This is a genomic window from Guyparkeria sp. SCN-R1 (assembly GCF_003932495.1).
Taxonomy (GTDB): Bacteria; Pseudomonadota; Gammaproteobacteria; order Halothiobacillales; family Halothiobacillaceae; genus Guyparkeria.
The window spans coordinates 94,934-109,302 of record NZ_QZMT01000007.1 but is presented as its reverse complement, the minus strand read 5'-3'; the positions used below and the strand labels follow the sequence as shown (position 1 = coordinate 109,302).

General features: G+C 64.1%; 12 protein-coding genes, 1 tRNA gene and 1 pseudogene. 3 read left to right on the top strand and 11 right to left on the bottom strand.

Annotated features, from left to right (window positions below; genetic code table 11):
- Positions 1-41 precede the first annotated feature (41 nt).
- The 9 genes and pseudogenes from cysD to icd form a co-directional block, all read right to left on the bottom strand.
- Entirely contained in the window at positions 42-1,283 is a 1,242-nt protein-coding gene (gene cysD / locus D5687_RS11430) for a sulfate adenylyltransferase subunit CysD (protein WP_255410302.1), read from the bottom strand.
- A 300-nt stretch (positions 1,284-1,583) separates the two neighbouring features.
- Positions 1,584-1,739 (bottom strand): annotated as a pseudogene (locus tag D5687_RS11425) (helix-turn-helix domain-containing protein); the annotation flags it as partial.
- Positions 1,740-1,848: 109 nt separating this feature from the next.
- Positions 1,849-3,846, bottom strand: coding sequence for a capsular polysaccharide biosynthesis protein (locus D5687_RS05920; protein ID WP_125198848.1), 1,998 nt, complete (start codon positions 3,844-3,846; stop codon positions 1,849-1,851).
- Positions 3,843-4,796: a glycosyltransferase gene (locus D5687_RS05915; protein ID WP_125198847.1), complete on the bottom strand. Its 954-nt coding sequence runs from the start codon at positions 4,794-4,796 to the stop codon at positions 3,843-3,845. Before D5687_RS05915 ends, D5687_RS05920 begins: the two co-directional genes overlap by 4 nt.
- A 119-nt stretch (positions 4,797-4,915) precedes the next feature.
- Positions 4,916-6,862 carry a glycosyltransferase gene (locus D5687_RS05910; protein ID WP_158611774.1) on the bottom strand — a complete coding sequence of 649 codons (1,947 nt, stop codon included), beginning with the start codon at positions 6,860-6,862 and terminating at the stop codon, positions 4,916-4,918.
- A gap of 421 nt (positions 6,863-7,283) precedes the next feature.
- Positions 7,284-7,988, bottom strand: a complete 705-nt coding sequence (locus D5687_RS05905) for an HNH endonuclease (protein WP_125198845.1) — start codon at positions 7,986-7,988, stop codon at positions 7,284-7,286.
- A gap of 85 nt (positions 7,989-8,073) precedes the next feature.
- Positions 8,074-8,150: transfer RNA gene (locus D5687_RS05900), tRNA-Arg, on the bottom strand.
- Positions 8,151-8,212: 62 nt separating this feature from the next.
- On the bottom strand, positions 8,213-8,401 hold the full coding sequence (locus D5687_RS05895) for a CPXCG motif-containing cysteine-rich protein (RefSeq protein ID WP_125198844.1): 189 nt from the start codon (positions 8,399-8,401) through the stop codon (positions 8,213-8,215).
- Positions 8,402-8,523: 122 nt separating this feature from the next.
- The gene (icd, locus tag D5687_RS05890; protein ID WP_125198843.1) at positions 8,524-9,780 is read right to left on the bottom strand and encodes an NADP-dependent isocitrate dehydrogenase; all 1,257 of its coding nucleotides are present in this window, start codon (positions 9,778-9,780) and stop codon (positions 8,524-8,526) included.
- A 298-nt stretch (positions 9,781-10,078) separates the two neighbouring features.
- On the opposite strand from icd, the gene groES reads away from it, so the two are divergent.
- The 3 genes from groES to D5687_RS05875 all read left to right on the top strand — a co-directional run bounded on the left by groES (position 10,079) and on the right by D5687_RS05875 (position 12,629).
- The gene (gene groES / locus D5687_RS05885; RefSeq protein ID WP_125198860.1) at positions 10,079-10,369 is read left to right on the top strand and encodes a co-chaperone GroES; all 291 of its coding nucleotides are present in this window, start codon (positions 10,079-10,081) and stop codon (positions 10,367-10,369) included.
- 63 nt (positions 10,370-10,432) lie between these two features.
- Positions 10,433-12,076: a chaperonin GroEL gene (gene groL, locus D5687_RS05880; RefSeq protein WP_125198842.1), complete on the top strand. Its 1,644-nt coding sequence runs from the start codon at positions 10,433-10,435 to the stop codon at positions 12,074-12,076.
- A 109-nt stretch (positions 12,077-12,185) separates the two neighbouring features.
- Complete coding sequence (locus tag D5687_RS05875) at positions 12,186-12,629, top strand: nucleoside deaminase (RefSeq protein WP_125198841.1); 444 nt, start codon at positions 12,186-12,188, stop codon at positions 12,627-12,629.
- Positions 12,630-12,712: 83 nt separating this feature from the next.
- Here the strand turns inward: D5687_RS05875 and D5687_RS05870 are convergent, their stop codons facing one another.
- Both D5687_RS05870 and D5687_RS05865 read right to left on the bottom strand, forming a co-directional pair.
- On the bottom strand, positions 12,713-13,255 hold the full coding sequence (locus D5687_RS05870) for a TIGR00645 family protein (protein ID WP_125198840.1): 543 nt from the start codon (positions 13,253-13,255) through the stop codon (positions 12,713-12,715).
- Between the two features lie 77 nt (positions 13,256-13,332).
- Positions 13,333-14,343 (bottom strand): complex I NDUFA9 subunit family protein, encoded by a 1,011-nt coding sequence (locus tag D5687_RS05865; RefSeq protein ID WP_125198839.1) that lies wholly within the window; start codon positions 14,341-14,343, stop codon positions 13,333-13,335.
- Between the last annotated feature and the right edge of the window lie 26 nt (positions 14,344-14,369).

Genomic DNA, 14,369 nt, shown 5'->3' with positions numbered 1-14,369 from the left:
TCCCTTTCTCTTCCCGCTTCAAGTGCTTTCGAGCCAATGGTTCAGAAGTAGCCTTCCTGCTTTTTCTTCTCCATCGAGGCGGCCGAATCGTGATCGATCACGCGGCCCTGGCGCTCGGAGGTGTTGGTCAGGAGCATCTCCTGGATGATGTCGGTGAGCGTGTCCGCCTCGGACTCGATCGCCCCGGTCAGCGGGTAGCAGCCGAGCGTGCGGAAGCGAACCTTCTTCATCATCGGCACCTCGCCCTCGTTGAGCGGCATGCGGTCGTCATCAACCATGATCAGCGTGCCGTCACGCTCGACCACCGGACGCTCCGCCGAGTAGTACAGCGGCACGATCGGGATGTTCTCGAGGTAGATGTACTGCCAGATGTCGAGCTCGGTCCAGTTCGACAGCGGGAAGACCCGAATCGACTCGCCCTTGTGCTTGCGGGCGTTGTAGAGCTTCCACAGCTCGGGGCGCTGACCCTTCGGGTCCCAGCGGTGCTGCGCGGTGCGGAACGAGAACACGCGCTCCTTGGCGCGAGACTTCTCCTCGTCGCGGCGCGCCCCGCCGAAGGCGGCGTCGAAGCCGTACTTGTCGAGCGCCTGCTTGAGGCCCTCGGTTTTCATGATCTCGGTGTGAATCGCCGAGCCGTGGGTGAACGGATTGACGTCCTTCTCCACGCCTTCCGGGTTGACGTGGACCAGCAGGTCCATGCCGACTTCCTCGGCCATCCGGTCCCGGAATTCGTACATCGCCCGGAATTTCCAGCGGGTGTCGATGTGCATCAGCGGAAATGGCGGCGGGCCCGGCGCAAATGCCTTGCGTGCCAGGTGCAGCATCACCGCCGAGTCCTTGCCGATCGAGTACAGCATGACCGGGTTCTCGGTCTCGGCCACCACCTCGCGCATGATGTGAATGCTCTCGGCCTCGAGCCGTTGCAGGTGTGTCAGCGTGGTCACCGTCCGGCTCTCGCGCCTGTTCTTATTCGGTGTTGGTTGATGCTCCTGTCGAGCCACCGGCCGGGAGCTGCGGGCACGCCCCACCACCCTGAGGCGGTGACGATACGGCCGCAGCGCCTGTTGCAACGCTGGCGTCTGCACCGCGATGCCCCGGGTGACGATCGCCAGGGGGCCGCCAATCTTCTCGGCAGCCGCCTGCCAGAAAGAAACATACTCATGTGCGCGGACCGGCTGGGTGTACAAGGCAAACAACAGTCGCCCCCGTGCATCCTGGACGGTCAACTGATAACCGCCCGCCAATGGCGCCTCGGCTGGCACATTCCGCACGGCCCCCACCATGACGGTAGCGTCATGGACACGCGCCCACTCGAGGCTCTTGCCGATCGGACCGGTCTTGCCGCGCGGCATCGAGCGGCGGCGCGGCACCAGCCCCCAGTCGCTCAACTGTCGGCGGATTGCACGAGCATCGGGCCGGGTGCCGGTCCGTTGCTCGGCCGCCTCGGCCAGTTGTTCCGCGTCCCAGCACCGTCCCGGCTCCTCAACGAGCAGGTCACGCAGAACCGTACCCACGTTCTCGGTCGGCTGACTCTCCGCCTTTCGTGGCCGCCCACGGGGCCCCACATCCACGGCCGGCCAGCCGCCGCGCTTGAAGGCGGCAAAGGCAGCCGTCACGGTCGGCGCACTCACCCCGGCCCGCTTGGCCGCCTGCGCCACCGTCAGGCCATCGAGTCGCAGTTTGACCGCCTCACGACGACGGCGATTCACCGCGTCCGGCGAAAAACGTTTTCTCGCCATGAAAACCTCAAGCGATTGTTTTAAAGACCACTTCCCGGGCGCATCCGTTGATTGGATCAGGAGGTGATCCGGGAGTGTATGTAACGCCTTCGAGGATAACAATCCGCCTTCAACGGCGGCGGCGCACCAGGCGATAGAACCGCTGGAACAACGACAGGGCCTGGGCCGGCTGCGCCTTTTTCCAGGCCTCCAGGAGCGAGACTGCCGTCTCGACATCGACCAGCTCGCCGCTCGAGGGATCGCGGTAACGCGGGTAGAGAATCAGGGTGCCGGCGACCAGCTCATCCAGCGACAACGACCGGCCGCGTCGCGGGGCATCAAGCCGGTCGGTCGTCAACCCCCAGCCAGCGTAGAACGGCATGCCGTACGTGGTCACGGCCACCCCGCGAAGGATGGCCTCGAAGCCGGCCAGGGACGTGATGGTATGCACCTCATCGACCTGATCGAGCAGGCTTGGCATGTCCGCATCGATCAACTCCTGATCGACCAGCCCGTCATCGCTCGACACCTCGCCCACTCGCGCGCCGGATATCACGTCCGGATGCGGCTTGTAGACAATCCAGGCCGAGGGGTTAGCCGCACGAACCGCCTCGAGCAGTTGGCGGTTCGTGCGTACGGCTCCGGCCCCACACCGGATCGAGGCATCCGTCTCGACCTGCCCCGGCACCAGGATCACCTTGCGCCCGGGCGGCGCGTTCAGGTCACAGGCGTGCCCGACGTTGTACTTGGTCAGTCGCAGCGCCACCAGCCGTTCGCGCAAGGCGCGCGCCCGAACACGCATGGACTCGTCGAACCGGGTCTCGGCCAGCAGCACCTCGAGATCGCTGGGCGCCGTCGGGTCGAAGTAGATGCCGCGCGAGTCGAGCACCAACGACAGCGGCTCGACCAGGTCCACCCCCAGCCCCACCGACCGAAGAAACCCGTCCTCCACGCGCCACAACCCCCTGCCCGCCTGCGCTTCCCGCTCCGGCAACTCCAGCGGCATTGATGCGGCCCATCCGACCACCCGCGCGTCGTCGTCCATCGAGGATGGCAACGTCCCGGCCGAGACATGGGACACGTCGGCCGCCGCGCCGAGAAAGTCGGAGACGAATCGCCGCTTGCGTCGCGACAGGCCAACGCTCTGCCACCGCCCCCGGCTGACCTCCTGCTGCCGGTACTGCTCGGCGATGCGCCCCAGTGCTTCCTCGGGTGAGCAAGGCTGCCGGGTGTACGGATTGATATAGCGGGGATAGCGCAGCACCGCATGGGCAAACAGGGCCACGAGGTCCCGACTCACCCCGCGTCGGGGGCTGGATTGGCGGTCGCGAGTCAGGCCCCAGCCGGCGTAGAACGGCATACCGAAACAATGCACCGTCTTGCCCGCCAGCAACGCCTCGAACCCCATCTGGCTCGTGACCGTGTAGACGGCATCCACGGCATCAAGCACCGCCCAGGGAGAACGCGGCTCGGCAAGGAGCGTGCACCCGGCCGCGCGCGCCGCCTCGAGCAGATACCCCTGCTTCTTGCCGGCCAGCACGTCCGGGTGAATCTTGACGAGAATCTCCGCGCCCGGATTGTCCGCGATGGACTCGTCCAGCATCCGCCGGAAGGTTTCGGCATTGGCCAGCCCGTACCGCACGGAGGCATCGTTGAACGTCTGGTCGATCACCAGCACCCGGGGGCGGCCATTACTCGGTGGCAACGGGCTATCCGGCGCGGTGTTGTACTTAGACAGGCGCCAGTCGACCACCTGTTGCATCAAATGCTGCGCCCGTTGCCGGGTCTCGGCATCGAGATCGTCCGCGAGGATCATCTGCTCGAGCCGGCTCGGCGCCGTGGCATCGAAATAGATGCCCACCGGGTCGACGATCAGGCTGTGCGCGGGCGATCCCGCCACCCCCAGCCCGAGCGAGCGAAAGAAACCGTCTTCGAGCGTCCACAAGGGCACCCGGTGGTGCGCCGCATAGCGACGCGCCTTCTCCCAGCTGGGCTTGCGCCCCCAGCCGGCCATCACCTCGGGAGACGTTGATCGCCAGGGGCGGATGCGCACAAGCTCCGCCTCGAGAAAGACCGGCAAGGTGGCAATGCGCGCCATGCCGGCGGAAAAGTGCCCGACACAGGTCATGAGCGAGCCGCCTCCCAGACCGCACGGCGGGCGTCGGGTTGTTCAAGCAAGGAAACGATCGCCTCTACCCAGGCCTCCGGCTCCATGGGACAAAGTCGGCCGTTAACGCCGTCGGCAACGCTGTCCCGATAAACCGGATCGTTGGCGTATACCCCAACCGCCCCTGCCGCGGTGATGTCCAGCAGCTTCGTCGGCGAGCGGGCCGCATTGAACCGTGACGGCAGCAGGGGGGCGACCCCGACCGCGCGGCCCGGACGGGTCACGAACGCGCGGTACGCTTCCCAGCCCATCGGCGAGACCACCGACACACGCGGCAATCCCGCGTAGGCACGTGCCGCGCGCCGATCACCGATCACCTCGAATGTCGCCGCCGGCACCTGTTCAAGCACCGCGCCCATCACCGGGCGAAGCCAGCGATGTTCTGCCAGGTGCGATGCCGAGCCATGGTAGAAAACACGGGTTGCGTCGGGATCGAATCCTGCCCGGTCCGGATACGGTGACATCGGGGGCAACACGATCGGCGACCAGGCCGCATACTTCTCGGCCAGGTACGGCGTCGAGACCAGCAGTTCCGCCCCGATACGCTGAAGCCATGCCTGATGACGTCCTGCAAGCCGATAAAGCTTCCAGCGGTAGCTCCACGGCAACCCCGCCCAGGACGCCGGGTCAAACAGATCGTCATCCATGAAAAAGCTCACACCGGCAATGCGGTTTCGGTACCGCGCCACCCACTGGCGCCAGGCATCGGTGACATAGCGGGTGAACACCAGCCACACGTCACGCGGTGGGGCTTGAGCGGGCGGGGAGTCCAGCCGCACCAGGTCAGGGGCGTGCCCGCTGATGGCGGTCACATGGGGGTGGACGAAGAAGTCGGTTGACGGGTTCCGCCGCTCCTCGACCACGATCGCCCGCTGGCGACCGGTAGCGAAACGCGGCTGGTCAGATCTCATGCAACACCATCAATGTGAATCGCCGCCGACGCGGCCACCCCCGTACAGTCCAGAAAAACCATTCTCGTCCCGACCCTTGCGGGGACGAGGGCGGCCATCGCCGCAGCCGGTTAGTCCGCTCAACGCAGAGAAAAATCCTCGTGCGCCAAAGTCAGATTCGGGTTGTAGGCCGGATCGTTGTCGAGTGCCTTGCCCCAACGCGTTCGCATATAGGTGATTTCCCCTTTGAAGCGGCGGCGTTTTTCCAGTGTGTCGCGACCGCCGCGGGAAACGGACTCGTGGTGGTAGGCCTCCGCGTAGGGAGTCCACAGGTTGCGATAACCCGCCTCGCGGACCTTGAGCGAGAAGTCCACGTCGTTGTAGGCCACGGGCAGGTTTTCTTCGTCCAGCCCTCCCACCTGGTCGTAAACCGATCGACGCACCAGCAGGCACGCGGCGGTGACCGCCGAGACGTTGTGCACGAGCTTCAGCCGCGAGAAGTAACCGGGGTGCTCGCCTGGGAAATGCTTGTGGCCGTGACCGGCCATCCCGCCGATACCGAGGATCACGCCGGCATGCTGAATCCGCCCGTTCGGGTAATACAGCTTCGCGCCGACGCAACCGATCGCCGGGCGACAGGCCTGCCGGACCATTTCGTCGAGCCAGTCACCGTTGATCGGCTCGACGTCGTTGTTGACCAGCCCAATGAGGTCGCCCCGGGCCTGCGCGACGGCATGGTTATTGATGGCCGAAAAGTTGAAGAGACGGCGCCATTCCAGCACCCGCACCCGCGCGTCTTTCTTCAAGTCGTGGAGATAGGCGAGCGTCTCCGGGCAGCGTGACTCGTTGTCGACGACCAGCACTTCCAGGTTAGGGTAATCGGTGCGCTCAAGAATCGCGTCAACGCAGGGTCGCAGAATCTCCACCCCGTCCCGCGTCGGGATGACCAGGCTGACCAGCGGTGGCGGATCAGGAAGCGGCCAGCGCACCCGGCAGGCATGCGGTACGTCCGCCGGCTCCACCGACGCATCCGGCGCTACCTCGGCAAGATGATCCGTCACGGCACGCAGGCCAGCCTCAGCGGCATTGCCCTCGCCGTTCGTCGACACGCCGGCGGCATCACCCCGCGTTCTTCGGTGATACAACACCCGAGGAACATGATGGATCCGCTCAGGCGCCAGACCGCGCGTGAAACGCAGGAGCAGGTCATGTTCCCCGGCATCTTCCAGGGCATCACCCGGGGCATCCGCGAATCCTTCGCGGAACCCGCCCAAGGCAAGCAGGCGATCGCGTCGATACACACACAGGCGCGAGACGTAGTCGTAGGCCAGCGCGAGATCCGGATTCCAGTCCGGCTTGAAATGCGGGTCGAAGCGCTCACCGCCAGCCGACAGCTTGTCTTCGTCGGAATACAGCAACTGCAACCCCGGCGCGGCGCGTAAAACCTGGGCCACGGTCATCAATGCTTCCGGTGCCAACCGATCCTCGCGCCCCAGCACGGCCACGTAGTCGCCGACGCCTCGTGACAGGCCGCGGTTTAGCGTCGTGGAGAGCGCTTCCTCTCCCGCCCATGACAAGAGTGACACTCGCGCATCCTGTCCGCTCGCCTCGGCCAACACCTGACGAACGTCTTCGTCGGCACCGGAGTGGAGCGAGATACAAAGGTCCCAATGCGCAAACGATTGCGCCCGCAACGAATCCAGCACCTCGCGCAGAAGCGCCGGGTCTGCGGCAGACACTGGCATCAGGAGAGAGAACCGAACCGCGGGCACTTGCCCTCGCCCGCCTCCGATCGTCACCAGATCGGAGGCAACGCGTTCGGACTCGTGTCGAAGCCACGAGGAATATTCCGCCTCGATGGGCCAGGAAAAGCAGGTGCGTTCGTAACGACGCAGCGCCAACTCGCGCGCCTGCCGGGAAACCAGCCAGGAAAGCCACACCCGCAGGCAAGCACGCCGCGAAAGCCCGCGGAAATCCCGGTCAAGCTGGCGCAGACGCGACCAAAGCCCCAACCAGGCAGCGAAACGACTCACCCGACGGAAGGCGTTTTGCGTATCGCCCCGGTCACCGGACGTCAGAACCGTCAACCGAGAGTCGTGACCAAGCGCCCCACCCGGCACGAACCGGCGAGTACTTCGCCCCGGACGGGTCTGAAGCCGGAATGTGGCCCCGGTCGCCGGACAGCACAGTGCAAGTTCGACCGGTACCGTGTTCGGGTTGTGGCACTCCCACTCAAACCAGCCCGGGCGCCCACCTCTCACGAACGTCGGCTTTTCATCCATCATATTGTTGCGAAAGTCCCAACGAAAATGGCGCCACGGGCAGTGACCAGACCAGGCCACTCAAGCGACCGCGTCATTTCGATTTCGGGCAGTGGGTTTTGTTCCCTTATCGCTCCCACTTTGAACAGGGTGCCCCCGACGCGCGGGCCAGGGGAGATAACCATCGGGAACAAGAAACGATCGCCGCCGGACCGTTCCGGCGGCTGTTTAGATGGCGGGGAGACGCTTACTGAATTTTGGTGCTCTTCGCCAAATTATGGCGAGCACATAGCAACTGCACATTCTCCGCCTTCAAAGACGTACCCCCTTTGGAGTACGGGACGATGTGATCGAAGTGAAGCTCGTCGGTCGCGCCACACTCCACACACTTACCGCCGTCACGCTTCCAGACCTCCAGCTTCACCGCACTTGGAATCACACGCCGACGTGGCTGTTGATCAGAGTGTTGTGGCGGCAGTTCGGCATCCAGATCCTCGAGTTCTGTCTCAACGGCCAACAATTTGAACTTAAAGACCTGCCGATGCCCGTCATGCTCTTTCCAAGAATCAACCAATTGGAAATAGCCGTTATCCGACCAAATCCCCTTCTTGATCTTCTCGTAAACGCGAACCATATCCGGCGGCTTCACGCCGTTCTTGTACTCCTGAGCAGCCTGGTGAAACTTTCCATTCTCCGTCAGTCGCCCCGACGGGAGCCTTTCCGGCTGATCCAGTAGTTTGGGATACACGGATCCCGCAGACGCGGGCGCGTCATGGCCTTCGTAGATAAGGACCGAACCGCCCTCTTCCAGCCGATCTTGGTAGGGCGCGTTTGCCCGGACAGACATCAGAACAACCGAATGCCGCCCTCGAATCCGAAAGTTCATGCCACGCTGCAGGCTCATGCGCTCACGCGTGCACATCTCGAAATATGAAATGACGTTGTCGTACATCGCCGCCGTCCCTATGCGCTGATGGATTAGGGACAGTCTACGTGCGCGCATAGGGAGTCGCGATTCGGAGAGTGCAAGATAAATCTGGCGCCCAAGGCAGGATTCGAACCTGCGACCTACCGCTTAGGAGGCGGTTGCTCTATCCAGCTGAGCTACATGGGCAGTCGGAAGGCGGCGGGGATGGTAACACGCGCGCCGAACCACCCTCCAGATCGACAGGCGCCTCATTCATTCTCCTGATGCAGTTCCAGGGTCGGGCCTTCGGCGGTCCACTTGATGGTCACCACGATCGGCTGACAGCAGACGCTGCAGTCCTCGACGAAGGTCTGCTCGCCGGCGCTGGTGTCGATCGAGAAGTCGACCGGCTCGCCGCAGTAAGGACAGACGGCACTGGCGTCGATGAGGGGTTCCATGGCGCGCCTCCTGGGGAACGACGCAGGCAATTTTCCTGCCTCAGAAGCGTAGCAGGCGCGCCCGGAAATACCCGGACGCGCCTGCTCGTTTTTCACTTGGCGGCGAGATGCCGCGAAGCGGATCAGCCCATCTGGCGGATCAGCTCGTCACCAAAGGCCTTGCAGCCGACCTGGTTGGGCTTGTCCATCAGGCGGGCGAGATCGCCGGTGACGTTGCCGCTGGCGATCGCGCCTTCCATCGCCCTGATGACGGCATCGGCGGCCTCGGTCCAGCCGAGGTGGCGCAGCATCATCTCGGCCGACAGGATGACCGACGACGGGTTGGCGAGATCCTTGCCGGCGATATCCGGGGCGGTGCCGTGGGTGGCCTCGAACATGGCGACGGTGTCGGAGAGGTTCGCGCCCGGGGCAATGCCGATGCCACCAACCTGCGCGGCCAGTGCATCCGAGACGTAGTCACCGTTGAGGTTCAGGGTGGCGACCACGTCGTATTCCTCCGGCACCAGCAAGATCTGCTGCAGGAAGGCATCGGCGATCGAGTCCTTGATGACGATCTCCCGGCCGGTGTTGGGGTTCTTGAGCTTCATCCACGGCCCACCGTCGAGCAGCTCGGCGCCGAACTCTTCCTTCGCCAGCTCGTAGCCCCAGTTCTTGAAGGCCCCTTCGGTGAATTTCATGATGTTGCCCTTGTGCACCAGGGTGACCGACTCGCGGTCGTTGGCGATCGCGTACTCGATCGCGCGGCGCACCAGGCGCTTGGTGCCGTCCTCGGAGACCGGCTTGATGCCGATGCCCGAGCTCTCCGGGAAGCGGATGTTCTCGACGTTCATCTCCTGGGTCAGGAAGTCGATCACCTTCTTCACTTCCGGCGTGCCCGCGGCCCACTCGATGCCGGCGTAGATGTCCTCGGAGTTCTCGCGGAAGATGACCATGTCGGTCTTCTCCGGATGCTTGACCGGGCTCGGGGTGCCGGTGAAGTAGCGCACCGGACGCAGGCAGACGTAGAGGTCGAGCTTCTGGCGCAGCGCGACGTTCAGCGAACGAAAGCCGCCGCCGACCGGCGTGGTCAGCGGGCCCTTGATGGAGACGACGTAGTCGCGGATCGCCTCCATGGTCTCGGCGGGCAAGCCGCTGCCGTCGGGGTAGACTTCGGTCGACTTCTCGCCGGCGTAGACCTCCATCCAGGCGATCTGGCGCTTGCCGCCGTAGGCCTTCTCGACGGCCGCGTCGATGACCTTTTTCATCACCGGCGTGACATCGATGCCGATGCCGTCACCCTCGATAAAGGGGATGATCGGCCGATCCGGCACGGTCAGTGTGCCGTCGGCGGTGACGGTGATCTTGTCGCCTTCGGGGATGGTGATCTTGTCGAAGCCCATGTGTTCTCTCCTGGCTGGATTCGCATGTCGCAGGCCGTATCGATGCGCCTGCTAGGTTGGCCGGCATTATACCGATTCACGTGATCCCACCGAGGCACGCCGCCAACCCGCTCGTCTCGCGGTGGGCGGACCGCGAACTTTTTTCTTCCCCACCTCTTGAAATCGCCGGGGCCGTTCCTACTATTGGCACTCGAGTCGGGTGAGTGCTAACAACGGCGGCTCCGCCGAGTTTCCCCGTCCCGACGCGAACAAACACCGTCGAAAATCCTTTTTCTATGTCAACGCATGGAGTAACCGCATGAAAATCCGTCCTTTGCATGATCGTGTGCTGGTAAAGCGCGAAGAAGAAGAACGCAAGACCGCCTCTGGCATCGTTCTGCCGGACTCGGCTGCCGAGAAGCCGAACCGTGGCGAAATCATCGCCGCCGGCCCGGGCAAGTCGAACGACAAGGGTGAGGTCCGTGCCATGGGCGTGAAGGTTGGCGACAAGGTCCTGTTCAGCCAGTACGCCGGCGCCAAGGTGAAGGTCGAAGGCGATGAGCTGCTGATGATGGGCGAAGACGACATCCTCGCCGTCATCGAAGACTGAATTGCCCGCGGAAAGAGCTAACGCTTTCCCCCGGAATCGAATCAATCAAGGAGCATATTGACTATGTCTGCCAAAGAAATCCGCTTTTCTACCAGCGCCCGCGACCGCATGCTGCGTGGCGTCAACCTGCTTGCCGACGCGGTCAAGGTAACCCTGGGCCCGAAGGGCCGTAACGTCGTTATCGAAAAGAGCTTCGGCGCCCCGGCCGTGACCAAGGACGGCGTTTCCGTCGCCCGCGAGATCGAGCTGGAGGACAAGTTCGAGAACATGGGCGCGCAGATGGTCAAGGAAGTCTCTTCCCAGACCGCCGACGTCGCCGGTGACGGCACCACCACCGCAACCGTTCTGGCCGCCGCCATCGTGCGCGAAGGCGTCAAGGCTGTCGCGGCCGGCATGAACCCGATGGACCTCAAGCGCGGCATCGACCGTGCCGTCGAGGCAGCCGTTGGCGAGCTCAAGAACCTCTCCAAGCCCTGCACCGACAACAAGGCGATCGCCCAGGTTGCCACCATCTCCGCGAACTCCGACAAGAAGGTCGGCGAGATCATCGCCGAGGCCATGGAGCGCGTGGGCAAGGACGGCGTCATCACCGTCGAGGAAGGCTCGGGCTTCGAGGACGAGCTGGAAGTGGTCGAAGGCATGCAGTTCGACCGCGGCTACCTGTCGCCCTACTTCGTCAACAACCAGAAGCAGATGAGCGTCGAGCTCGAGGACCCGTACATCCTCCTGCACGACAAGAAGATCTCGAACATCCGTGATCTCCTGCCGGCACTGGAAGCGGCCTCCCAGGCGAACAAGCCGCTGCTGATCGTCTCCGAGGACATCGAGGGCGAGGCACTGGCCACGCTGGTCATCAACGCCATGCGCGGCATCGTCAAGGTCGCGGCCGTCAAGGCACCGGGCTTCGGCGATCGTCGCAAGGCCATGCTGCAGGATCTGGCCATCGTTACCGGCGGCCAGGTGATTTCCGACGAGGTCGGCCTGACCCTCGACAAGGTCACCCTCGACGACATGGGTACCGCCAAGCGCGTCGTGGTCACCAAAGAGAACACCACGATCATCAACGGCTCTGGCACCAAGGACGACATCGACACCCGCGTCGAGCAGATCCGCACCCAGATCGAGAACACCTCCTCCGAGTACGACAAGGAGAAGCTCCAGGAGCGGATCGCGAAACTGGCCGGCGGCGTTGCCGTGATCAAGGTCGGTGCTGCGACCGAAGTCGAGATGAAGGAGAAGAAGGACCGTGTCGACGACGCGCTGCACGCGACCCGTGCCGCCGTCGAGGAAGGCATCGTCCCGGGTGGCGGCGTCGCGCTGATCCGCGCGCTTTCCAGCCTCGGCGAGCTCAAGGGCGACAACGTCGACCAGCAGACCGGTATCTCCATCGCCCTGCGCGCCATGGAAGACCCGCTGCGCTTCATCGTCTCCAACTCCGGTGGCGAGCCGTCGGTCGTTGTCCAGGGCGTACGCCAGGGCAAGGGTAACCACGGTTACAACGCCGCCAACGGCGAGTACGGCGACATGGTCGAGATGGGCATCCTGGACCCGACCAAGGTCACCCGTACCGCGCTGCAGAACGCTGCATCGGTCGCCGGTCTGATGATCACCACCGAGTGCATGATCGCCGAGCTCCCGAGCAAGGACGACGGTGGCACCCCGCCGGCCGACATGAGCGGCATGGGTGGTATGCCCGGCATGATGTAAGACCGGTCGCTCCGGCCCGTCGGGCGGGACACCGCTTCCCGGAAACCCCGCCATTGGCGGGGTTTTTTTTGTATCGTGAAAATACCAACGTCCAGCGGAGGCGCTCACCATGAACCACGACCCCTTTCTCGATGCGGCCCTCGAAGAGGCCCGGACGGGCCGTGACGAGGGCGGCATCCCCATCGGCGCGGTGCTGGTGCACGACGGCGAGATCGTCGGGCGGGGCCACAACCGCCGTATCCAGGACGGCAGTGTGATTCGGCACGGCGAGATGGATGCCCTGGAACGGGCCGGTCGCCGGTCGGCGGCCTTCTACCGGGAGTGCACTCTGTACACCACGCTGTCGCCCTGCCCGATGTGCTCGGGCGCGATCCGGCTCTACGGGATACCGCGCGTGGTGATCGGCGAGAACCGGTCATTTCTCGGCGAGGAGGCCTGGTTACGCGAGCACGGCGTGGAGGTAACGGTGGTGAACGATCAGCGCTGCATCGAGCTGATGCAGCGGTTCATCGAGACGCATCCGAGCCTCTGGAACGAGGACATCGGGGAGTGAGGGGCATCAGCGGCAGAGCGCGGCCTGCCCTCACCTGAAACGACAAACCCCGCCAGCGGCAGGGTTTTTCATGCGTCGGATCGTCAGTGACCCTTGCCCTGCAAGCGATCCATCACAGCGTAGAGCACGCCGGAGACGACAAAGGTCAGGTGGATACCCACCATCCAGGCCATCTCTCGGTCGCTCAGATTCTCGACATTCATGAAGGACTTGAGCAATTCGATCCCCGAGATGGCGACGATCGAGCCGATTACCTTGATCTTGAGATCGGTAAAGCTGATATGCCCCATCCACTCGGGGCGGTCATGGTGGCTATGCAGGTCATCCATCTTCGAGACGAAGTTCTCGTAGCCCGAGAAGATGATGATGATGAGCAGGTTCATGATCAACGCCACGTCCACCAGCGTCAGCACGCCGATAATGATCTCGGACTCGCTCAGGGAAAAGGCGTGGCTGAGCAGATGCCAGAGCTCGGAGCCGAACTTCACCAGCAGGATCAGCATCGCGCCGACCAGCCCCAGGTAGACGGGGGCCAGGATCCAACGGGCGCCGAACAGGAAGTGCTCGAAGTAATGCTCGGCGTTACTCGAGCGACGCGGGGCGGGGGTGGGTTTTTCCGATTCCACAGGTGGACCTCGATCAGGGTTCAAACGGTAAAACGCCCCGAAAACCGGGGCGTGGTCGTGGCTATCCTACCATTGGCTCAGCCGCGGTGGCGCGCGCTCTTGCCGGGGCCACCATTCCCCGGGGCGAGATACCCCGGGGCAACGTCCTCGAGCCGAGTGGGCTCGCGGGGACACTCCGGCGAGCAGGTATTGTCCCGCTGCAAGGAATCGAGATTGTCGCGACTGAACGGCTTGCCTGGCAGCCACTCCATCACGCGTGCCTGAATGCGCGACAGCCACATCGGCAGGCCGACCACCCAGCGCGGATGACCACTGGTCGACGCGGCGTAACGCACCAACTCGCCCAGCGAGTAGTCATGCGGACCGCAGAGGTCATAACGCGCGCCATCGGCCTGGGGATCATCGATCGACTCGACATAGCGACGCACCACGTCGCCCACGTAGACGGGCGAGAAGCGTGCGCCCGCGCAGGCCAGCGGAAAAACGCCCGGCATCAACTTGGCCAGGTCGGCAAAGCGGTTGAGGAAGGAGTCGCCCGGACCGAAGATCACCGACGGCCGGAAACTGGTCACGGCAATGTCGTGCTTACGACCGAAACGGTGCACCCAGTTCTCGGCCTTGCCCTTGCTGCGCTGGTAGTGACTGACACCTTCGTCCTCGTCTGCCCCCAGCGCGCTCATGTGCAGATAACGCGGCACGCCCGCAGCGGCAGCGGCACGCAGGGCGGCCTTGGTCAGCTTGATGTGCACCCGCTCAAAGCCCTTGCCGTTGTGCCGGCGCTCGTTGAGGATGCCGACCAGGTTGACCAGCAAGTCCGTGCCCTCGAGCAGTTCCGCCAGTTCGGGGGAGCCGCGATGGGTCGCCAGATCCGACCGGGCGGGGGGATTCATGTCGACCAGCACCACGCTCGGCCACAGCCCCATGTCCCGGTGACGTGCGGCGTGACGGCTTGGCACCACCACTTCCCAGCCCCGCTGGGAGAGCGCGCGGACCAGGTGCCGGCCCACGAAACCGGTTCCGCCCAATACCACGGCCCGAGGCAGGCCCTCGGGTCTATTGCTGCCGCCAACGGCGTGCGATTCGTCCATAACGTCCCTGACAGTGCATCTGCCGA

What these genes read in the sequence shown, in the direction of transcription:
- D5687_RS05920 (WP_125198848.1), bottom strand. Translation starts at nt 3,846, where the DNA reads ATGACCTGTGTCGGGCACTTTTCCGCCGGCATGGCGCGCATTGCCACC.
- icd (WP_125198843.1), bottom strand. Translation starts at nt 9,780, where the DNA reads ATGGGCTTCGACAAGATCACCATCCCCGAAGGCGACAAGATCACCGTC.
- D5687_RS05905 (WP_125198845.1), bottom strand. Translation starts at nt 7,988, where the DNA reads ATGTACGACAACGTCATTTCATATTTCGAGATGTGCACGCGTGAGCGC.
- groL (WP_125198842.1), top strand. Translation starts at nt 10,433, where the DNA reads ATGTCTGCCAAAGAAATCCGCTTTTCTACCAGCGCCCGCGACCGCATG.
- D5687_RS05865 (WP_125198839.1), bottom strand. Translation starts at nt 14,343, where the DNA reads ATGGACGAATCGCACGCCGTTGGCGGCAGCAATAGACCCGAGGGCCTG.
- D5687_RS05915 (WP_125198847.1), bottom strand. Translation starts at nt 4,796, where the DNA reads ATGAGATCTGACCAGCCGCGTTTCGCTACCGGTCGCCAGCGGGCGATC.
- D5687_RS05875 (WP_125198841.1), top strand. Translation starts at nt 12,186, where the DNA reads ATGAACCACGACCCCTTTCTCGATGCGGCCCTCGAAGAGGCCCGGACG.
- groES (WP_125198860.1), top strand. Translation starts at nt 10,079, where the DNA reads ATGAAAATCCGTCCTTTGCATGATCGTGTGCTGGTAAAGCGCGAAGAA.
- D5687_RS05895 (WP_125198844.1), bottom strand. Translation starts at nt 8,401, where the DNA reads ATGGAACCCCTCATCGACGCCAGTGCCGTCTGTCCTTACTGCGGCGAG.
- cysD (WP_255410302.1), bottom strand. Translation starts at nt 1,283, where the DNA reads ATGGTGGGGGCCGTGCGGAATGTGCCAGCCGAGGCGCCATTGGCGGGC.